We start from the raw sequence: 20,789 nt of genomic DNA on the forward strand, positions 1-20,789 counted from the left end.
CGGACACCAGCCCCCGAGCCGCGACGCGCAGCGTCGCCATGAACACAGCGAGGGGGGCGCCGGTGTCTGGACTGAGGAACGCAGCCGCGCAGCGACGAAGTGACGAGGGAAGACACCGGACACCAGCCCCCGAGCCGCGACGCGCAGCGTCGCCATGAACACAGCGAGGGGGGCGCCGGTGTCTGGACTGAGGAACGCAGCCGCGCAGCGACGAAGTGACGAGGGAAGACACCGGACACCAGCCCCCGAGCCGCGACGCGCAGCGTCGCCATAAATACAGCCCCGAGCCGCGACGCGTTAGCGTCGCCATGAGTACGAGATCTTGAGGTAGCGGTTCATCCTGCGCCGGGCGCGGCGGCCGGCGCGCAGCACTCTGGGCGGGACCTCCACGCGCAGCCGGGCGCGGCGGCGGGCGGCGGCGTACGCCGGCCCGTCGAGCAGGGAGCGGGCCGGCACCAGGCGTCCCGATCGGGCCTTGCCGACCAGGGTGACCAGGTGGGAGGTCCAGTCGTCCAAGCCGCCGGGGTGGAAGTAGTTGGCCCGGCACCACTCCTCGTCCGGGGTGAGGAAGCGCCCATCGGCCAGGTCGCCGAGGGTGCCGAGCAGCCCGCTCCCCTCGAAGACGAGGTTGATCGTCTCGGCGCCCACCCCGAAGTCCGACAGCACCAGCAGCGGCACGGAGCAGGCGATCGCCTCCAGTGCGGCGGTCGAGCTGACCGTGACGAATCCCGCCGCGCGGGCGAGGTGGTCGCGCATCGGGCCGGCCTCGAACCGCACGGCGTCGGCGGGGACCGTGGCCCGTTCGGCCAGCTCCCGCCACAGCCGCCGGTAGGGGTGCCGCTCGGCGTGGGTCTGGCGCTCGTCGTCCAGGGCGCGGAGCTTGACCACGACGTCCAGGTCCGGCCGCCGCCCGGCCAGTCCGGCCAGGGACAGCAGGATCCGCTCCCGGTCCTCCCTGCGCCTGGGCACCTTGGCCTGGGCGGCGAACACCACGCGGTCGCGCGGACCGGAGGCGGGCGGTGCCTGGCCCGCGGGCAGGAACGGCAGCCGGGCCAGTCCGACCGCGCCACCGCCGCCCAGCCTCCGGCCGAGTTCGGTGAACTCCGCCACCTCCCGCCCGCTGTGCAGGACGAACAGGTCGCAGCCGCTGCGGAACAGCCACGCCTTCTCGGTTGCCGGGACGGAGATGCCCGGCAGCCCTGAGACGAACACCGGTCTCGGCGAGAGGCCGGCGAGCACCTCGGCGACCAGCACGTCCACCACCGGGCCGGTGCAGGCGGCCAGCACCGCGTCGGGTCGCAGCCGTTCGGCCGCCCGGCGCAGCGCCCGCGCCGACAGCACCGGCGGGTCGGCGGCCACGCCGGTGACGGCCGCGCGGATCTGCGCCGGTGAGGGCGCGATGGGGGTACGGATCACCGCCAGCTCCGCCGTACAGCCGCCGGGAAGGTCCGCGAGCAGGTGGGCGGCCCACTTCAGGTAGGAATCCGAGTCGGCCACGGCCAGGACCTTCACCTTGTGACTCCGGTGTCGTGATGGGCGAACATCGACAGGTGTGAGCGGAGGGAGGGCGCGGCCTGAGCGGTCCACCACTCGTCGGGGACGTCCACCGCCTCCACTGTGACGCCCCGGGACGCCAGCAGGACCCGCAGCGAGGTGACGGCGGTGGACGGCAGGCTGAGCACCCGCTGCCCCGGGTCCAGTCCCCGCAGGGTCATCTCGGCGGGGATCCCGGCGTCGTAGACGGTGACGCCGGGCTGTGCGGCGACCCGTTCGAGGTCGCCCTGGTCCTCCCGGCGGTGCGGGAAGTAGGCCACCGGACCGGCCGCTCCCACCCCGGCGAGCCAGGCGAGATAGCGGTCGCGGTGGATCAGGCCGTTGCGCACCAGCGAGGTGCCGAGGACGACCGTGGGCTCCTGTGGCCGGAGTCGGCGCGGAGGCTGGGCGCGCAGCCAGGCGAAGTCGTGGACGACCAGCTCGGTCCCCCTGCCGCGTACGGCGCGCCCCAGGTCGTCCGGGACGGGCAGCGCGGTGAAGACCGTCAGCCGGCCCGACCGGGCGGCCGCGCGCAGCCGCAGGCCGGCCGCCGCGCCGAGGACGGAGCGCAGCGGGCCCGCGGCGGCCCGGGCCCGCAGCAGCGGTTTGCCGGGCGGCCCGGCGAGCAGCTCCAGGAGCCTGATCGTGGCCAGCCCGTCGTCGACGACCACGATCCGGCCGGGGAGGGCGGTGAGCCAGCGGGCCTGGACCCGGCCGGAGAAGGCGTCGCCGATCACCCAGGTCACGCCCCGCCGGGGCTTGGGCGGTCCGGGCGCCGGGCGGGCCTGCTCCAGGCCCGCGGGGAGGGCGAGGCGGGCCAGCTCCCGGCGGGTGGCGGCCAGCGGGCGCGACCCGGCGCGGGACATCACCCTGACGTGGGCGCCGAGCAGCCCGGCGTGGCATGCCTCGACCACGCAGAGCAGTTGCAGGGGGGATTCCGCCCAGGCGACGGCCGAAGGCTGTTCCCGCGCGTGGTCCCGCCCCTCCTCCACGCCGGGCGATGACCCGTTCACGATCGCCTCACCGTAACCGGGGCGCCTTACGCGGCCGGGAACCGCGGGTGAACATCGGAACACGCGGGGATGCGCGGGGACCGGCACGGGTCTTGGAGGGCTCCGGCGCGGGGTCCGCGCACCGCCCATATGACGCCTGGCGAGGGCGCTGAACAGGTAAAACAAACCCCCTTTAAAAAGATCTACCTTGAGGAAGGTTACAGCCGGGAGAAATCGTCCGGCATGCCCGCGTCCCACCGGCTCCGCAATGCGGAAACCCCTGCGCAGCAAGGGTTTCCGGCTCTTGCGAAAGCCTCGGCCCCGAAGTCCCCGATCTTCGGACCGGGAAGTCGACGATCATCGAAAACCGGTGTTTTCCCAAGTCAGGGCAATGCAAGAGCTTGCAATCGGCGTGGAGCAGCACGTACGTTCTACTCGTTCGCGGTGAGTACCGAGGTCCACAGACCCGTATCTCACCGGCACATTGCCCGACCGCGCATCATCGCAATCGATCCATTGGTCGATGAGCGCGGCCGCCGAATCCGCGGCTCTCGCGGAACCGGGGAACCAATTTCTGGGGTGAATCAGCGCCTTCGCGCGCCGTAGGGCACTTCCCAGCCCGAACCCGTCAGCTAACCCGGTAGGCGGTATGGAAGCGAAGCAAGGAGTCGAACCCCCGCATGGCCAAGAACCGCCTCACTCCCAAGAAGCACAACCTGGCCCGCGTCCTCGTGGGTGCGTCCATCGTCCTCGCCGGCGGAGCCGCCACCACCGTTCCCGCCCTCGCCGACAGCCACGTCTCCGGCCCGCAGGCCGAATCCGTCAGCAAGAACACCAAGGCCGAGGCCCAGGCCCAGGCCCAGGCCCAGAGCCTGCCCAAGACCAGCGCCCAGCGGGTTCTCGACATCGCCGCCAAGCAGATCGGCATCTCGGAGAACGCCGCCGGCGGCGGCACCAAGTTCCAGGACTGGTACGTCTCCAGCGAGCGCGCCAAGGAGACCGTCGCCCGTGACGGCGGCAGGATCCAGGACTACGCCAACGCCCCATGGTGCGCGATGTTCGTCTCCTGGGTCGGCGAGCAGGCCGGTGCCCGGCACACCGTGGGCTGGGACGCCTACACCGTCTCCTACGCCAAGTGGTTCGCCGACAACGGGCGCTGGGGCCAGACCCCGAAGCCCGGCGCCGTGGTCTTCTTCGACTGGGGCGGCAGCAACGACATCGACGCCATCGACCACGTCGGCCTCGTCAAGAAGGACAACGGCGACGGCACGATCACCACGATCGAGGGCAACACGGGCAACGGCAAGGTCGAGGAGCGCGTCCGGCCGGTCTCCCAGGTCGACGGTTACGGTTACCCGGACTACAACGACTGACGGGCGCCTCACGGCTTCTCAGCCCCCTCCCCCTTCCCTCATCCCCTCCCCGCCACCCCACTCCTCCAGGGGCGGCGGGGGCCACCAGACGGCGACCCGGCACGACCGGGTCGCCGTCTCGGCTTTTCCCGACGCTTTTACCGGCCCTTCACCCGGCCGGGGCGCACCGCCGTGAACACCCGTCCACGCGCCGCCGTATGCGCCCGCCACAAGCACCCGTTCGTGTGCCCGCCGTATACGTCCGCCCTGGGCGCCCGTCCACGCGTCCTCCGGGGGCGCCCGGTCATGGGCCCGCCGCGAGCACCCGTCCACGCACCGCCGTAAATCGCTTTCCGCCCAGGTCGCCCGCGCCGCGGGACCGGGCCGGGCAGTCCCTGACGTGCCGGATGGTCCCGGGTTGGCGGGCGTTCGCCGCGCCGTACCGAGTTGGGGTGGGAGCGCTCCCAAACACCTGATCGCGTAGTTTGTCACCTTAATGACCGTTCACCGCCCTGGAAACCCCGCGATGTAACGGTTACGTTTCGGCATATTGACGCGCCGGTTGCCCATCGTCCAGTCTTCGTGGGAGCGCTCCCAAAAGTGGCCTGCGCGCCACCCATCGCCGATCGCGTTCGTCGGGGGCCGGTTCGCGATGTCACCTCCCAATCGATTCGGGCGACCACCTGAGAGGGGTCCGGAATGTTGAACACCAAGCGGCACGGCACGCTCGCCGCCGTCGTGGTGATGACCGCCGCAGCACTGGCGGTCACGTCCTGCAGTTCGAGTGAGCCCGCCAAGAACACGGCCGCCTCGGGCGGCTCGGCCTCCGAGCCGGTGACCATCACCGTGCAGACCTTCGGCGGCGGCGCGAACTTCGGCTACAAGAAGGCCGTCGAGACCTGGAACGCGTCGCACCCGAACATCCAGATCAAGCACGAGAACCCGACCGACCGCTTCGAGGACGTCTTCCTGCCCCAGCTCCTGCAGCGCCTGCAGGCCGGCAGCGGCGCGGCCGACGTCGTCGGCATCGACGAGGGCGCGATGGGCCTGATGAAGGCCCGCCCGCAGTTCTTCGCCGACCTCGCCGAGTACGGCCTGGACAAGCGCAAGAGCGACTTCCCCGCCGCCAAGTGGGAGAACGGCATCAACAAGGACGGCAAGCTCTTCGCCCTCGGCACCGACATCGGTGGCATGGCGATGTGCTACCGCAAGGACCTGTTCGAGAAGGCCGGCCTCCCCGGTGAGCGCGACGAGGTCACCAAGCTCTGGCCGGACTGGACCACCTTCATGGAGGTCGGCAAGAAGTTCCAGGCCGCCAACCCCGGCAAGGGCGACCCGAAGTTCCTCGACGGCCCCAACACCCTGTACAACGTGCTGCTGTCGCAGGAGGCGCCGAAGAACGGCAACGTCAACTACTTCGACAAGAACAACCAGCTCATCCTTGAGAGCAACCCGGCCGTCAAGACCTCGTTCGAGACGGTGAAGACCTTCAGCCAGGCGGGCATGACCGCCAAGCTCGCCTCCTTCACCCCTCCGTGGAACGCCGCGCTGAAGAAGGGCGGCTTCGCCGTCATGGGCTGCCCGGCCTGGATGGTCGGCGTGATCAAGGACAACTCCGGTCCCGGCAACTCGGGTAAGTGGGACGTGGCCGGGGTTCCCGGCGGCGCCGGCAACTGGGGCGGCTCCTACCTGGCGATCACCAAGCAGAGCAAGCACCCCAAGGAGGCCGCGGAGGTCCTGAACTACCTCACCGGCAAGGAGGGCCACGTCATGGCCTTCCAGGAGGCCAACGCCTTCCCCAGCTCCATCCCCGCCCAGGAGGACCCGGCGGTCAAGGACCTGAAGAGCGACTACTTCAACAACGCCCCGACCGGCCAGATCTTCGGCGAGTCGGTCAAGGGCCTGCTGCCGGTCTTCCTGGGTGAGAAGCACGCCCAGGTGAAGACCTCGGTGGAGAAGGTCCTGGAGGGCATGGACCAGGGCTCGATCCCCTACGACCAGGCGTGGCAGAAGTTCGTCGAAGCCGGCGTCAAGGCCGCGGGCTGACCCCCGTCCCGATCGGCACGGCCCGGCGTCGGTGACCCCGCCGCCGGGCCGGTCGCCTGCCCATCGCTGAAAGGCTATCGATGACCCTGCACGTCGACACTCCGGCCCCGGCCCGGTCACGGGTCCCGCGCCGATCCCCCGGACACCGCGGCTCGGGACGGGGCGGCGGACTCGCCAGGTTCGACCTCCGGGCGACCCCCTACTTCCTCGTCTCCCCCTACTTCCTGCTCTTCGCCGTCTTCGGCGTCTTCCCGCTCGGCTACACCCTCTGGGTCTCCCTCTACGACTGGGAGCTCGCCGGCGACAAGTCGTTCATCGGGATCGACAACTACATCTCCCTGATCACCGACGCGACCTTCTGGAACGCGGTGGTCAACACGCTCGCGATGTTCGTCATCTCGACGGTTCCGCAGCTCGTCCTCGCGCTCATCCTCGCCAACGCGCTCAACAAGCGCATCCGGGGCCGTCTCTTCTTCCGCCTCGGCGTGCTGCTGCCGATGATCACCTCCGTCGTCGCCGTCGCCGTCGTGTTCACCCAGCTCTACGGGCGCGACTACGGAATGATCAACTGGTTCCTCGGCCTGTTCGGGGTCGATGCGATCAACTGGCAGAACGAGAGCTGGACCGCCTGGATCGCGATCTCCACGATGGTCGACTGGCGCTGGACCGGCTACAACGCGATCATCCTGCTCGCCGCGATGCAGACCATCCCCAAGGACCTCTACGAGGCCGCCGCCCTCGACGGCGCGTCGGCCCGCCGGCAGTTCTGGCAGATCACCATCCCCATGCTGCGCCCGACGATCATCTTCATCGTCTTCATCTCCACCATCGGCGGACTGACGCTGTTCACCGAGCCCGTCCTGTTCGACGGCAACCCCACCATGGCGGGCGGCGCCACCGGCCAGTACCAGACGGTGGCGATGTTCATCGTCAAGGAGGCGTTCCGCGACTTCGACTTCGGTTACGCGGCCGCCGCGGCGTGGCTGCTGTTCGCGCTGATCCTCATCGGCACCCTCATCAACTACTCCTTCACCCGCCGCATCGGGGGTAACAAATGACGGCGATCCACGCCCGGAGCCGCCCGGCGAGGACCGGATCCGCGCCGAGCCACATCTGGGACGCGACCCCGCTGACGAAGGTCGTCCTGGCCCTCGCGCTCGTGGTGTCGGCCTTCCCGATCTACTACATGTTCATCATGGCGACGCGGACGAACGACGACGCCAGCGAGGTGCCCCCGCCGCTGCTGCCCGGCGGCCGCCTCGGGGAGAACATCGAGCGGCTGCTGAACACCGAGGACGCCCACTTCCTCCTCGGCCTGACCAACTCGGCGATCATCTCGATCACCGTGACCGTATCGGTCGTGCTCATCTCCACCCTGGCCGGTTTCGCCTTCGCCAAGCTCCGCTTCAAGGGCGGCAAGATCCTGCTCGGCCTGATCCTGCTGACGATGATGGTGCCGCTCCAGCAGATGGGCGTGGTGCCGCTGTACCAGCTCATGGTCGACCTGGGCTGGACCGGCCAGATCAAGGCGGTGATCCTGCCGTTCCTGGTCAACGGCTTCGGGGTCTTCATGATGACCCAGTACGCCCAGCAGGCGGTGCCGGACGAGCTCGTCGAGGCGGCCCGGGTCGACGGGGCCTCCACCATGCGGATCTACGCCAACGTCATCCTGCCCGCGCTGCGGCCCGGCATGGCGGTGCTCGCCCTCCTGGTCTTCATGCAGACCTGGAACGAGTTCATGTGGCCGCTGATCGTGCTGACTCCGGACAACCCGGTGGTGCAGACCTCGATCGCCGCGCTCAACCAAGCCCACGGCACCGACTACGTCATGCTCTTCACCGGCACGGCGGCCTCGGTCCTCCCCCTGTTCATCGTCTTCGTCGCGTTCGGTCGTCAGATCGTCGGCGGCCTCATGGAAGGTGCGGTCAAGGCGTGACCACGCAAGAAACCCGGCTACAGGCCGCGGAACTGCTGTTCCCGGCGGACTTCGTCTGGGGGGCGGCGACCTCCGCCTACCAGATCGAGGGCGCCGTCGAGGAGGACGGGCGCGGGCGGTCCATCTGGGACACCTTCGTCCGCCAGCCCGGCCGGATCGTCAACGGCGAGAACGCCGACGTGGCGATCGACCACTACCACCGCTACCGCGACGATGTGCGGCTGATGGCCGAGCTGGGCCTGGGCGCCTACCGGTTCTCCGTCTCCTGGCCGCGGATCCAGCCCGACGGCTCCGGCCCGGTCAACCCCGGGGGCCTCGACTTCTACAGCCGCCTGGTCGACGAGCTGCTGGAGCGGGGCGTGGACCCGTGGGTGACGCTCTACCACTGGGACCTCCCCCAGGCGCTGGAGGACGCGGGCGGCTGGCCGTCACGGGAGACGTCGAAGCGCTTCGCCGACTACGCGGCGGCCGTACACGACGCCCTCGGCGACCGGGTGCGCAACTGGAGCACGGTGAACGAGCCGTGGTGCGCGGCCTTCCTGGGCTACGCCTCCGGCGAGCACGCCCCCGGACGGCGCGAGCCGACCCAGGCGGTACGGGCCGCCCACCACCTGCTGCTCGCGCACGGCCTGGCCACCCAGGCCATGCGGGCCCAGCGGTCCGACAGCATGATCGGCGGCTGCGTCAACCTCTACGCGATCTCCCCGCAGACCGAGTCCGAGGCCGACCGGGACGCCGCCCGCCGCATCGACGGCCTGCAGAACCGTTTCTTCCTGGACGCGCTGCTCAGGGGCGCCTACCCCGAGGACGTGCTGATCGACCTCGACGGGATGGCGGACTTCGCCGAGGACGGGGACATGGAGATCATCTCCACCCCGATCGACATGCTGCTGATCAACTACTACAGCCGCTTCACCGTCTCCGGCATCCCCGGCGGCGCGGCGTCGGCGGCGGCGGCGCCGACCGACGCGGGCTCGCCCTGGGTCGGCAGCGAGGCCGTGTCGTTCGTCCAGGCAGGCCGGCCGGTCACCGCCATGGGCTGGGAGATCGACGACACCGGCCTGCGGGAGATCCTGCTGCGGCTGGCCCGGGAGTACCCGAGCGTGCCGCTGGTCATCTCCGAGAACGGCGCCGCCTTCGAGGACGTCGTGGGCGACGACGGCGTGGTCCACGACCGTGAGAGAGTGGACTACATCGAGACCCACCTGCGCACCTGCCATGCGGCGATCGAGGCGGGGGTGCCCCTGAGGGGTTACTTCGCCTGGTCCCTGATGGACAACTTCGAGTGGGCGTGGGGATACGACAAGCGCTTCGGCCTGGTCCGCGTCGACTATGCGACCCAAGAGCGTATTCCCAAGGAAAGTGCTCTCTGGTATGCCGGGACCATCAGGCGCGGAGGCCTGAACGGTCCGGCAGAATAAGGGGCCGGCGAATCTTCATGGGGGCAGGCGACATGAACGGCGACCGTCGTCCGACACTTGAGGCGGTCGCGGCACTGGCCGGTGTCGGCCGCGGCACCGTGTCACGGGTCATCAACGGATCACCCAAGGTGAGCGAGAAGGCCCGTGAGGCGGTGCAGCAGGCCATCGAGGAGCTGGGGTACGTCCCGAACCGGGCGGCCCGCGCACTGGTCACCCGGCGGACCGACACGGTCGCGCTGGTGGTCTCGGAGTCGGAGCTACGCGTCTTCGACGAACCCTACTTCGCCGGGACCATTCGCGGCATCGGCTCGGCGTTATCCGAGACCGGTCTGCAACTGATCCTCGCGATGGCGCAGTCGAAGCAGGAGCACGAGCGGCTTGAGCACTACCTCACCGGCCAGCACGTCGACGGGGTGCTGCTGATCTCGCTGCACGGCGCCGACCCGCTGCCCGAGCGCCTGGAGGCGATGGGCGTGCCGACCGTCATCGGCGGCCGCCCCGTCGGCCTCACCCCCTACAGCTACGTCGACGTCGACAACCGGGCCGGAGCCCGGCAGGCGGTCAAGTACCTGCTGGGCAAGGGCCGCACCAGGATCGCCACCATCGCCGGTCCGCAGGACATGGGCGTGGGCGTCGACCGGCTCGCCGGCTACCGCGACGCCCTGCTGGCCACCGGTCTGCCGGAGATCGTGGACTACGGCGACTTCAGCGAGGAGAGCGGCATGGAGGCGATGATCCGCCTGCTGGCCGACCACCCCGACCTGGACGCCGTGTTCACCGCCTCCGACCCGATGGCCCTCGGAGCGATGCGGGTGCTGCGCGAGGAGGGCAGGGCGGTCCCGTCGGACGTGGCGGTGATCGGGTTCGACGACTCCCCCGCCGGCGCCCACTCCTCCCCCACGCTCACCAGCGTCCACCAGCCGACCGAGGCGATGGGCCGGCAGATGGCCCATCTCCTCGTCGCCCGCATCAACGGCGAGCGCCTGGAACAGCCCGTCGTGATACTGGACACCCACCTGGTCGAGCGCGACTCGGCCTGAGCGTCCCGGCGGGTCCTCTCTTTCCGACAGAACGTCATCGTGGGCGGCGTCCCACGCGCAGAAGGTTTTCCACCGGGCACGTCCGCCGGGCCCCGGGCCCGGCGTCAACGCGTGGAGGTCTGATGACTCTGCGGTTCAACCTGCTGGGCCCGCTCCAGATACGCCACTCCGGCCGCCTCGTCCCGCTCGGTCCGCCGAAGCAGCGCGTCGTGCTCGCCGTACTCCTGCTGGAGGCGGGGCGGGTCGTCTCCCTGGACCGCCTGACCGCGGCCGTGTGGGAGGGCGAGCCGCCTCGCTCGGCCGTGGCCAACCTGCGGACGTACGTCAACCGCCTGCGCGACGTCCTGGGCGGCCACCACGACCGTCTCGTCGCCCACGCTCCCGGCTACACGCTGGAGGTCCGCGACGGCGAGTCGGACATCGCGGACTTCACGGAGAACGCCCGGCAGGGGCGCGCCGTGCTGGCCGGGGGTGACCCGCGGGCCGCCCTGCGCCACCTGTCGGCGGCCCTGGCGCTGTGGCGCGGCGCGGAGGCCGAGGACGTGCCGCGCACCCCCGAGCTCTCGTCGCGGCTGGCGGTCCTGGCCGAGCAGCGCTGCCTCGCCATGGAGGACCTCGCGCAGGCCCGGCTGTCCCTGGGTGAGCACGCCGAGATGCTCCACGAGCTCCGCGAGACCGTCGCGGAGCACCCCACCAGGGAACGGCTGTGGGGCCACCTCATGCTCGCGCTGTACCGCACGGGCGACGTCGCGGCGGCGCTGGCCGCCTACGAGAGGGCGCGGACCGTCCTGCGCGAGGGCCTCGGTCTGGAGCCGGGCCCGGACCTCGTCGCCCTCCAGCGCCGGATGCTCAACCGCGACCCCGGACTCGTCCCCGCGCCCGCCCGGCGGCCCGGCCCGTCCGGCGCCCGCCGGGTGGTCCCGCGGATGATCCCGTCCCCGGGCGACCTCGTGGGCCGTGACCGGGAGGTGAAGGAGCTGACGCGCCTGGCCGGAGAGACGCGGAGTCCGGCCAGGATCGTCCTGCACGGCCCGGGCGGCGTCGGCAAGTCGGCGCTCGCCAGGCACGTCCTCCGGCTGCTCTCCGCCGGGCGTCCCGGCGGGCACCTCTACGCCGACCTCCAGGACGTCCGGCCCGGGGCGCCGCCCCCGGACCCTTCGCGGGTCATGACCTGTTTCCTGACCGCCCTCGGCGTGCCGGCCGAGCGGATCCCGTGGGACCCGGTCCAGGCGGCCGAGGTGCTCCGGTTGCGCATCGGTGACGACGCCCCGCTGGTCCTGCTGGACAACGCCCTCGACGACGGCCAGGTACGGCCGCTGCTGACGGCCTGCGACGGCTGCCCGGTCGTCGTCACCAGCCGGGCCATGCTGTCCACGCTGGAGGGTACGGAGCACGTCGAGATCCTGCCCCTGCCGGGTGACGCCGCCCGCGAGTTGCTGGCCGGGCTGTGCGGCACGGACCGCACGGACGCCGACCCCGCCGCGGCGAACCGGATCGCCGAGCTCTGCGAGTGCCTGCCGCGTCCGCTGCGGGCGGCCGGCACCCGGCTCGCCGCCCGGCGCGAGTGGTCGCTGGCGGCCTTCGCCGGCCTGCTCGCGGACGAGCGCCACCGGATGGACCTGCTCGGCAACGGCGACCTGCCCATCCGGGAGAGCATCGACGCCGACTACCGGGTGCTGCTGTCCGGCACGGGCCCGGTGGACAGCGCGGCCGTCGAGCTCTTCCACCACCTCGGTACGGCGCAGGCCGTCGAACTGACCCCCGCTGACGTGGCGCGGTCCCTCGCGTGCGACACGGTGACCGCGTCCGCCGCCCTGGGCCGCCTCGCCGACCTGCGCCTCATCGAGCCCGTGGAGCAGGCCCGTTACCGGGTGGGCGGCCTGGTGCGGTGCTTCGCCTCGGAGGTCGTCCGGAACGGGCGGGTCCCCGGACGACCCGCCGCGCGTCACCCCGCGCCGGGCTTTCCGGGGTGGGCCGTCCTCGAACGGCCCGGCGGGCGGCTCATCACCCAGGGGCACGCGGGACGGCCGGACCCCGAACGGCCCGGCGCGGCGTCCGGGCCCCGTTCCGGATCGCCGCCGCGGTAGGGCGGGAACGGCTCAAAAGACCGGTGGACACCGGGCGGCGGGGCCGGTGGGGCCGATCCGGCGCTCCTGTCAGAGGACCGGTTCGACGTGGGCCATGATCGTCCCCGCCGCGAGGACCCCGCCCCGCTCGTCGAGGACGGCGAGGGCGGGGTAGCCCCGCACCCCCAGCGCCCTGGTCGCGGCCTCACCCTTCCTCTCGACGATGACGTGCGCCACCGGCTGGAGCGTGTCCCGGTAGTCCGAGACGTCCTCGCCGTCGGTGACCAGCACCGCCAGGACGGCGTCCCGCCCGTGCGGATGGTTCTTCGCCGCCTCCAGGAACTGCGGGACCCGCTCGGCGCACGGCGGGCAGTTCTTGGTGAAGACCCCGACCAGGGTGCGGCCGGGGGTCAGGGTCGGGCCCCGGCGCACCTCGCCGTCGGCCGTCACGGCCTCGAAGGGGCCGACGACCTCGCCGACCGGCAGCATCAGATCCGGCAGCCTCCCGGGGAGTGCGGAAGGCCCGGAGGACCCGGAGGGCCCGGCCGGCCCGGGCAGGGCCCTCACGAGACGGGTGAGCCTGACGGTGAAGAGGAGATCGAGCGTGCACACGACGCCCACCAGCACCACGAGCGCGGCGACGAAATACATTCCTGGCCCTTTTCCTTTCCGGCGGAACGGGAAAGGGGGCGCGCCCGGAACGGACGCGCCCCCGGATCTCATCTCGGCTCAGCAGCCGTGGTCGTAGCAGGCGTAGTAGGTGGTGGTGGCGCAGCACCAACGGCCGGAGTTGCAGAAGCAGTACATTCTTCTCTCCCATCGATCGGTGGACATCTCGAAAGGTAAGAGGACCGCCGATGGGATCCCTACAGCGCCGATACTCGCCGCCGTGTATCCCGCGTCACGTCCCGGGGAGATCGGCTCGCGCGCCGTTTCCCGCACCCGGGGGAAACGCCGGGGCGAGATCGCCGTCGCCCGGCTCCGCGGCCCGGTAGCCCTGGGCCTGCAGCCCGAACAGGTGGGCGTAGAGCCCGCCGCGGGCCAGCAGCTCGGCGTGGGTGCCCTGCTCGGCGACCCGGCCCCCGTCCAGGACGACGAGGAGGCCGGCCTCCCGGAGGGTGCCCAGGCGGTGGGAGACGAGCACGCTGGTCCGTCCCCGCCGGTGCTCGCGCAGCCCGACGTGGATCTCGTGCTCGGCCTCGGCGTCCAGTCCGGAGCCGGGCTCGTCCAGGATCAGCAGGTCGCGGTCCCCCCGGAGGTAGGCGCGGGCCAGCGCGAGGCGCTGCCACTGCCCGCCCGACAGGAGGACGCCGGTCCCCTGGCCGCCGCCCGGCCCGTTCCCGGCGCCGCCGCCCCGGCCACCGTCCAGGTCGCCGTCCGGATCGCCGTCCGGATCGCCGTCCAGGTCGTCGCCCTGGAAGAAGAGCCGGGACAGGAGGGTGTCGTAACCGCGGGGCAGCGCGGCGACGAACCCGTGCGCGCCCGCCCCGCGGGCCGCGGCCTCGATCCGTGCCCGGTCCCCGATCCGGCCGACATCACCCAGGCCGATGTTCTCGGCCGCCGTCATGTCGTACTGCATGTAGTCCTGGAACACCGCGCCGATCCGCGCCCTCAGCCCGGCGGGGTCCAGCTCGCGGATGTCCGTCCCGTCCCACAGGATCTCCCCGCGCTCCGGGTCGTACATCCGGCACAGCAGCTTGACCAGCGTGCTCTTGCCCGCCCCGTTCCTGCCGACCAGGCCGACCGCCTCGCCGTACGGGATCGTGAGGTTCAGGCCGCGCAGGGTCCACGGGTGCTCCGGCGAGTAGCGGAACCACACGTCGCGCAGCTCCACGCCGCGGCGCAGCGGCGGCGCCGGCCGGGGCAGGGGCGGTACGGGAAGGTCCGGCTCGCCGCCGAGGACGGCGAGGTAGTGGCCGAACAGGAGCAGCTGCCGATGGGCCGCCGCCACCTCCACGGCCAGCCCGGTGAGAGCGCCCTGCACCCCGGCGACGGCCGCCGCGAAGAGGGACACGTCACCGACGGTGAGACCGCCTCCGGCCGCGGCGTGCAGCGCCCAGACCAGCCCGCCGCCGGCGGCGAGCGCGCCGAACGTGCCGGCCGCGCCCTGGACGCGCAGCTCGCGCCGGTCCGTCCGGCCGCGTTCGGCGTTCGCGGCCCGCCGCCTGCCGTTCATCAGCTCCCGCAGGTGCGCCCCGGTGCCGAACAGGCGCATCTCCTTGGCGGCCTGCACGTTCACCAGCAACTCCCGGAAGAAGAACTCCCTGCGCTCGGCCGGGCCGATCCGCCAGAGCATGGCCGCGCGGCGCCGGGCCAGCCACAGCTCCGCGGCCAGCGAGGGGACGGCCGCGCAGACGACCACCGGCGCCATCCAGGGGCCGACCACCAGCAGGGAGCCGAGGAACCCCGCCCCGGTGACCGTGGTCCTGGCGATGCCGAGGACGGCGGAGACGACCTGTCCCGGCGTGGTGGCGCCGTGCTGCTGGGCCATCCTGAGCCGGTCGAGGAAGACCGGGTCCTCGAACCTCGCCAGCCCCACGAAGCGCTCGGCCGCCCGGAAGAGCCGGTCCTGAGCGGCCAGCCCGACCCGGCGGCCGGTCTCCTCCCTGGCGTACCGCGCCGCCTGGGGGACCACGGCCGCCAGCACGCCGCAGGCCGCCAGCGCCGCGCCCAGGCCGGTGAGGGCCGGGGCGGTGGCCGCGCCCCGGGCGATGAGGTCGATCGCCGACTTGGTCAGCCACGCCGTCACCACCGGCAGCGCCGCCCCGGCCAGGGTGAGCAGAGCGAAGGCGGTGGCGAGCCACGGGCCCGCCCGCCACGCCAGGGCGAGCGCCGCCGCGGCGCCCCGTACGCTCGCCCGCGCCCGGGACCGGGGAGCGGCGTCACCGGCCCCGGCGGACGGCCCGACGGGCGGAGAGCCGGGCGGAAAGCCCGGCGGGAGACCCGGCGGAAGGCCGGGTGGGAGATCCGGCGGGAGACCCGGTGGGAGACCGGACGGCCCGGCCGCCGGAGCGGGCGGCGGGCCGGACGCGACTGGTTCGGGCATCGGGAGGATCCTCCAGGCTTCACAGGGACCGGAACAGGTCTCCGATGTCCTCGGCGTGGACGACGAGCACGGCGAGGAGGGCTCCGGCGAGCACCGCGACGAGGGTTCCTTCGAGGCCGGCCGTACCGCCTCGCGCCGCGATGCCGGCGGCGGCGAGGGCCGCGGACCCGAGCACGAGGTTCCTGATCACCTGCCCCCGGCCGACCGGCCGGGCCGATTCACCGAAGCAGTGGCAGGCGCCGTCGTGACCGGCGCGTACGGCACGGGCCAGCATCCCCGCGAACACCAGCAGCAGGGCGGCGCCCAGGAGCAGCCCCGCCGGAGCCGTGGCGGGCACCGCGACGAGGACCGGCACGCCCGCCTCGGCGACCAGGACCAGGGCGGCGATCCGCCGGCTCCCCAGCATCCGCGTCGGCGGCCAGGACGGCAGCAGGCGCTCCACGGCCTCCTCGAAACGGCGGTAGGCCGTCCCACGGCGCGCCTTGCCATGGACGGACACGATGAAGAGCACCGCCAGAAACGCCCGGCAGGCGAGGACGGCGTGGACGGCGGCGTGCTGCATGTCGGCGCTCCCGGCGGCGTGTCCCCTCGCGGCCGTTCCGCGGGTGCCCGTCACGTTACGGAGGCCCGCGGTCAAGGGAGATACGGACCGGATACACACGGGCGTGTATCGGTTCGGGGATCGGCGGCCGTTGACCGCCGATGCGGTGATCCCTAACGTTGGACCGTTATGGGAGCGCTCCCATATATGTTCCGGCGGTCCCGGCGGTGATCGGGCTGCGAAAATGGGGTAGGGCGCCCGCACCGCCCGCCCGATCGAAAGGATCTCCCCTTGGCCCGGCAGTTCACCCTCCGCAGCGGCACCATGCACGCCGAGATCACCGAGCGGTCCGCCGCCCTGCGCGTCCTTCGCGACGGCGAGCGCGACCTCGTGGTCTCCTGGCCGGAGGACGGGCCGATCCCCTACTACAGCGGCACCCTCCTCGCCCCCTGGCCCAACCGCGTCGGAGGCGCCCGCTACACCTTCGAAGGGCGGGAGCACCGGCTGCCCGTGAACGAGGAGGACCGCGGCAACGCCCTGCACGGGCTGGTCGCCGAGACCGACTGGACGGCGGTGGAGTGGCTGTCGGTGGAGGACGAGCACGGCTTCGTCCGGCTCGCCCACACGATCACCCCCACCCCGGGCTACCCGTTCACCGTCGCCCTGGAGGTGCGTTACTCCCTGACCCCCGGCGGACTGACCACCACGCTGACCGCCGAGAACACCGGTGACACCGACGCCCCCTACGGCTGCGGCCCGCACCCGTGGCTGCTGGCAGGCGACGACGTCGAGCGGTACGAGCTGCACGTGCCGGCCGGCAGGGTGCTGCTGGTGGACGACCGGCTGCTGCCGCGCGCGCTGGAGGACGTCTCCGGCACGCCGTACGACTTCACGGTCCCGCGCGTGGTGGGGGACACCGCCGTGGACCACGCCTTCACCGGCCTCGCCGCCGACGCCTCCGGGCAGGCCGCGGTACGGCTGCGCGGCCCCGAGGGCGGGGTCGAGGTGCGCTGGGACGCCTCCGTGCTGCCCTGGGTGCAGGTGTGCACCGGGACCGGCCTCGGCCACCGCGGGCTGGCGGTGGAGCCGATGACCTGCCCGCCCGACGCCTTCAACTCCGGCACCGACCTGATCGTGCTGCGGCCCGGCGAGAAGACCGAGGCGTCCTGGACGATCTCGCCCTGCTGAGCCCGCGCCGCCCCGCACCATTCGGCGACGTCCCCCAGGTCACAGCCTTCGGAGTGTACGGTTCGCAGATGTTTTACATATAAAATACCCGGTAAGCTTCATGGGTGAGCGTGTTCCCCGTCGAGAAGCCGATCCTCCACGTCCGCATGCCCGTCCGCGCGTCGCTGCGCCTGGGACCGCTCGGCGACATCTGGCACAAGCCGGCGTTCAGTGCCGTGGCCTCGGTCGCCGTCCCCCAGTTCGCGCTGCTGCTCGCCGGCCGGCCCGACCTCGCCGCCTACGCCGCCGGCGGCTCGCTGTGCGCCCTGTACGGCCACGGCCTGCCGTACACCGCACGGGCCAGGACCCTGGCGTGGGTCGTGGCGGGGATGCTGGCGAGCATCGCCGTCGGGCTCATCACCGCCTCGCTCACCGATTCCACCGTCCTGCGGGTCGCGGTGGCCGCGCTCCTGGCCGGGGCGCACAAGGCCACCTGCGACGCGGCCCGGATCGGCCCGCCCGGGCACGTCGTGCTCACCTTCGTCGCGGTGAGCGCCGCCTTCCTGCCGCAGCGCCTGGCCGACGTTCCCGCGCACCTGGCGCTGGCGCTGGCCGCCGGGGTCGTGGCGTGGCTGGTCGGGATGGCTCCGGCGCTGGTCAGGCCGGACGGACCGGAACGCATCGCGGTCGCCCGCGCCCTGGAGGCCGCCGCCCGCCTGCTGCGGGCCTCGTCCGGCGGCCAGGAGCCGCCGCAGGCCCGGCACGCGGCCGCGGCCACCGTCAACGCCGCCTGGCAGACGCTGCTGCGCGCCGGGACCGCCGGAAGCCGGGCGGAGCTGCGGCGGCTCCTGGTGCGCGCCGAGTCGGCGGCGGCGCTGCCGGCGCGGCACGCGGCCGAGGCCGACTCGTTCACCGCGTGGGCGCGCGATCTGCGCAAGGGCCGCCCGCTGCCGGTCCCCGGGCGGTCCGAGGCGCCCGGGGAGGACGCGGGCGAGGAGGCCGAGCTGTCCGGGGTGGCCGCCGAGCGGCCCCGCCGCCACCGCCTCCTGCCGGAGGTCGCCGGGAGGTGGCGCGTGGTCATGATGGTGGCGGCGGGCTCCGCGCTGGCCGGCTGGGCGTCGATGGCGCTGGGGGTCGGCCGGCCGTACTGGGCGGTGGTGACCGCGGCGGCGGTGTTCGCCGCCAACACCACGCTCTCGTGGAACCGGGCGCTGCAGCGCGTCGTGGGCAACCTGCTGGGGGTCGCGCTGTTCACGCTGGTGGTGCCGCTGACCCGGCTGGGGTCGCTCGCCCTCGTGGCCACCGTGCTGGTCATGCAGTTCCTCACCGAGGCGACGATCACCCGCAACTACTGGCTGGGCAGCGTGTTCGTCGCGCCCATGTCCATCCTGATGACCCAGTTCGCCGGGGTCCAGCCGGTGGGCGAGCTGGTCGCCGACCGCTGGCTCGACACCTGCGTGGGCGCCGTGGCCGGACTGGCGGCGTGCGTGCTGCTGCCCGACCGGCGGGCGGCCCGGCGGGTCCACGAGGGGCTGGAGCGCCTGGAGCGGGCCGTGGCCGAACCGTCACCCACCGACCCAGGCCAGGCCAGGGCCGCCCGCGACCGCCTCAACGCCTCGCTGGTCGAGCTGCGCGAGGCCGCCGACACCGCGGCGGGCGAATGGTGGAGCACGGCCCTGCCCCAGGAACGGATCACCACCGCCGAACGCGCCGGCCACCGCAAACTCACCGAACTGACGGGACCCGCGAGGGGCGCCGGTGTCTGGACTGAGGAACGCAGTCGCGAAGCGACGGAGTGACGAGGGAAGACACCGGATAAGAGCCCCCGAGCCGCGACGCGCAGCGTCGCAATGAGCCCGCGAGGGGGCGCCGGTGTCTGGACTGAGGAACGCAGTCGCGAAGCGACGGAGTGACGAGGGAAGACACCGGATAAGAGCCCCCGAGCCGCGACGCGCAGCGTCGCAATGAGCCCGCGAGGGGGCGCCGGTGTCTGGACTGAGGAACGCAGTCGCGAAGCGACGGAGTGACGAGGGAAGACACCGGATAAGAGCCCCCGAGCCGCGACGCGCAGCGTCGCAATGAGCCCGCGAGGGGGCGCCGGTGTCTGGACTGAGGAACGCAGTCGCGAAGCGACGGAGTGACGAGGGAAGACACCGGATAAGAGCCCCCGAGCCGCGACGCGCAGCGTCGCAATGAGCAGAGAGCGAAGCGAGTGAACGACGAGGGAAGACACCGGCCTCCAGCCCCCGCGCCGCGACGCGCCGGCGTCGCCATGAACACAGCCCCGAGCCGCGACGCGCAGCGTCGCCATGAGCAAGAGCAGGACGCCGTGGCGATCGCGCTGCGCCAGTGGCGGCGTGTCCTGCCCGACGCCGATCTCGACACGATAGCGGTCATCGGCCGGCTCACCCGGTGCGTCGCGCTCCTGCAGCACGCCGGGGACGCGCCGCTGGGCCGTGCCGGGGTCAGCCGCCCGGAGTTCGACATCCTGTGCGCGCTGCTGCGCGTCGGCGGCGAGCTGACCCCCGGCCGGCTGGCCCGCGAGACCTTCGCCTCGGGCGCCGCCGTCACCAAACGGCTCAGGCGGCTGGAGGACGGCGGGCTGGTGGCGCGACGGGTGGACGAGCGCGATCGCAGGGTGGCGCACCTGTCGCTCACCGACGCCGGCCGGGAGCTCATCATGCGGCTGCTGCCGGAGCAGTTGGAGTATGAGACCGCGCTGCTGGCCGGGCTGCCCGCCGAGCGCGAGCGGGAGCTGGCCGACCTGCTGGGCGAGCTGTTGCTGCTGCTTGAGGGCCGTCTGGGCGGCCTCATCGGCTGACGGGGGCCACCGGGCCGGCCGATCGGCGGACCGGGTACCCGGTGGCGCGGGCGTGTGAACACCTGCGTCGGCCGGACCGGTCGTGGGTCCCGTGCTCGGGCCGCGTCCTCACCGGTGGCCGGGGCGCCCGGCGCGGCCGTCAGCTCGGGCGCGGGAGGTGGAACATCTCCGACTCCAGGCCGAAGAAGCGCGTGGTACGGCCGCGCGGGGTCATCCCGAGCCGCCGGCAGACGGCCATGGAGGCGTCGTTGCCCGGCTTGACCAGGGCGTACACCTCTTCCAGCCCGGAGGCGAACCCGCGTTCGACCGCGCCCCGGGCCGCCTCGGTGGCGTAGCCGTTGCCCCAGGAGTCGGGGTGGAAGTGCCAGCCGACCTCGACCTCCCCGTCGCCGCCGGGGATCGGCCGGAACAGCACGGTCCCGGCGGGCACCCCGGTGTCGCGGACCTCGACCGCCCAGGAGCCGAACCTGCGGTCGCGCTCGTGGAAGGCGTGCCAGCCGTCCACCGCGGGCGCCGCCTCGAAGTCGAAGGGCGGCAGCCAGCGGAGGACCTCCGGCCGGGTGTAGATGTCGGTCATCCGGTCGAGGTCGGCCGGGTCGTGGGTCCATTCGCGGACGATGAGCCGCTCGGTCTCGTAGACAGTCATTCCGGATTTCTATCGCGGCCGGGGCGCCGGGTACGTCCCCCGGAAGAGTGATCGCACGGCCGCACAGGAACCGGACGGGCCATGCAGGAACCGGACGGGCCGTGCAGGAATCGGCGGGTCGTGCAGGAATCGGCGGGTCGGCGGGTCTGCGGAAGAAGGTTTACCTTCGGCCCCACCCGTGA

General features: G+C 72.5%; 16 protein-coding genes and 1 riboswitch. Of the genes, 10 read left to right on the forward strand and 6 right to left on the reverse strand.

Annotated features, from left to right (window positions below; translation table 11 throughout):
* Positions 1-297 precede the first annotated feature (297 nt).
* Both HDA43_RS02605 and HDA43_RS02610 read right to left on the reverse strand, forming a co-directional pair.
* Positions 298-1,497, reverse strand: a complete 1,200-nt coding sequence (locus tag HDA43_RS02605) for a DUF6716 putative glycosyltransferase (protein ID WP_312872925.1) — start codon at positions 1,495-1,497, stop codon at positions 298-300.
* A gap of 11 nt (positions 1,498-1,508) precedes the next feature.
* On the reverse strand, positions 1,509-2,546 hold the full coding sequence (locus HDA43_RS02610; RefSeq protein ID WP_179818126.1) for a hypothetical protein: 1,038 nt from the start codon (positions 2,544-2,546) through the stop codon (positions 1,509-1,511).
* Positions 2,547-3,049: 503 nt separating this feature from the next.
* A riboswitch (cyclic di-AMP (ydaO/yuaA leader) is annotated at positions 3,050-3,187 on the forward strand.
* 18 nt (positions 3,188-3,205) lie between these two features.
* Here HDA43_RS02610 and HDA43_RS02615 point away from each other — a divergent pair.
* The 7 genes from HDA43_RS02615 to HDA43_RS02645 all read left to right on the forward strand — a co-directional run bounded on the left by HDA43_RS02615 (position 3,206) and on the right by HDA43_RS02645 (position 12,407).
* Complete coding sequence (locus tag HDA43_RS02615; protein WP_179818127.1) at positions 3,206-3,898, forward strand: CHAP domain-containing protein; 693 nt, start codon at positions 3,206-3,208, stop codon at positions 3,896-3,898.
* Positions 3,899-4,576: 678 nt separating this feature from the next.
* Positions 4,577-5,923: an ABC transporter substrate-binding protein gene (locus HDA43_RS02620; protein ID WP_179818128.1), complete on the forward strand. Its 1,347-nt coding sequence runs from the start codon at positions 4,577-4,579 to the stop codon at positions 5,921-5,923.
* An 80-nt stretch (positions 5,924-6,003) separates the two neighbouring features.
* Complete coding sequence (locus HDA43_RS02625) at positions 6,004-6,981, forward strand: carbohydrate ABC transporter permease (RefSeq protein WP_179818129.1); 978 nt, start codon at positions 6,004-6,006, stop codon at positions 6,979-6,981.
* Complete coding sequence (locus HDA43_RS02630; RefSeq protein WP_179818130.1) at positions 6,978-7,859, forward strand: carbohydrate ABC transporter permease; 882 nt, start codon at positions 6,978-6,980, stop codon at positions 7,857-7,859. Before HDA43_RS02625 ends, HDA43_RS02630 begins: the two co-directional genes overlap by 4 nt.
* On the forward strand, positions 7,856-9,280 hold the full coding sequence (locus tag HDA43_RS02635; RefSeq protein ID WP_179818131.1) for a GH1 family beta-glucosidase: 1,425 nt from the start codon (positions 7,856-7,858) through the stop codon (positions 9,278-9,280). Before HDA43_RS02630 ends, HDA43_RS02635 begins: the two co-directional genes overlap by 4 nt.
* Before the next feature lie 32 nt (positions 9,281-9,312).
* Complete coding sequence (locus tag HDA43_RS02640; protein WP_179818132.1) at positions 9,313-10,320, forward strand: LacI family DNA-binding transcriptional regulator; 1,008 nt, start codon at positions 9,313-9,315, stop codon at positions 10,318-10,320.
* A gap of 122 nt (positions 10,321-10,442) precedes the next feature.
* On the forward strand, positions 10,443-12,407 hold the full coding sequence (locus tag HDA43_RS02645; RefSeq protein ID WP_179818133.1) for an AfsR/SARP family transcriptional regulator: 1,965 nt from the start codon (positions 10,443-10,445) through the stop codon (positions 12,405-12,407).
* Between the two features lie 69 nt (positions 12,408-12,476).
* Here HDA43_RS02645 and HDA43_RS02650 read toward each other — a convergent pair whose 3' ends face one another.
* The 3 genes from HDA43_RS02650 to HDA43_RS02660 all read right to left on the reverse strand — a co-directional run bounded on the left by HDA43_RS02650 (position 12,477) and on the right by HDA43_RS02660 (position 15,994).
* The gene (locus tag HDA43_RS02650) at positions 12,477-13,037 is read right to left on the reverse strand and encodes a TlpA disulfide reductase family protein (protein WP_179818134.1); all 561 of its coding nucleotides are present in this window, start codon (positions 13,035-13,037) and stop codon (positions 12,477-12,479) included.
* Between the two features lie 250 nt (positions 13,038-13,287).
* Positions 13,288-15,432 (reverse strand): ABC transporter ATP-binding protein, encoded by a 2,145-nt coding sequence (locus HDA43_RS02655; RefSeq protein WP_179818135.1) that lies wholly within the window; start codon positions 15,430-15,432, stop codon positions 13,288-13,290.
* 19 nt (positions 15,433-15,451) lie between these two features.
* Positions 15,452-15,994 (reverse strand): MauE/DoxX family redox-associated membrane protein, encoded by a 543-nt coding sequence (locus HDA43_RS02660; RefSeq protein WP_179818136.1) that lies wholly within the window; start codon positions 15,992-15,994, stop codon positions 15,452-15,454.
* A gap of 270 nt (positions 15,995-16,264) precedes the next feature.
* Between HDA43_RS02660 and HDA43_RS02665 the strand changes: the two genes are divergently transcribed.
* From HDA43_RS02665 to HDA43_RS02675, 3 genes are all read left to right on the forward strand, one after another.
* Positions 16,265-17,161 carry an aldose 1-epimerase family protein gene (locus HDA43_RS02665; RefSeq protein ID WP_179818137.1) on the forward strand — a complete coding sequence of 299 codons (897 nt, stop codon included), beginning with the start codon at positions 16,265-16,267 and terminating at the stop codon, positions 17,159-17,161.
* A 104-nt stretch (positions 17,162-17,265) separates the two neighbouring features.
* On the forward strand, positions 17,266-18,939 hold the full coding sequence (locus tag HDA43_RS36255) for an FUSC family protein (protein WP_218911573.1): 1,674 nt from the start codon (positions 17,266-17,268) through the stop codon (positions 18,937-18,939).
* Positions 18,940-19,412: 473 nt separating this feature from the next.
* Positions 19,413-19,961, forward strand: a complete 549-nt coding sequence (locus HDA43_RS02675) for a MarR family winged helix-turn-helix transcriptional regulator (RefSeq protein ID WP_179818138.1) — start codon at positions 19,413-19,415, stop codon at positions 19,959-19,961.
* A gap of 139 nt (positions 19,962-20,100) precedes the next feature.
* Here the strand turns inward: HDA43_RS02675 and HDA43_RS02680 are convergent, their stop codons facing one another.
* On the reverse strand, positions 20,101-20,607 hold the full coding sequence (locus HDA43_RS02680) for a GNAT family N-acetyltransferase (RefSeq protein ID WP_179818139.1): 507 nt from the start codon (positions 20,605-20,607) through the stop codon (positions 20,101-20,103).
* Between the last annotated feature and the right edge of the window lie 182 nt (positions 20,608-20,789).

The sequence above is a fragment of the Streptosporangium sandarakinum genome (genome assembly GCF_013409935.1).
GTDB classification, from domain to species: domain Bacteria; phylum Actinomycetota; class Actinomycetes; order Streptosporangiales; family Streptosporangiaceae; genus Streptosporangium; species Streptosporangium nondiastaticum.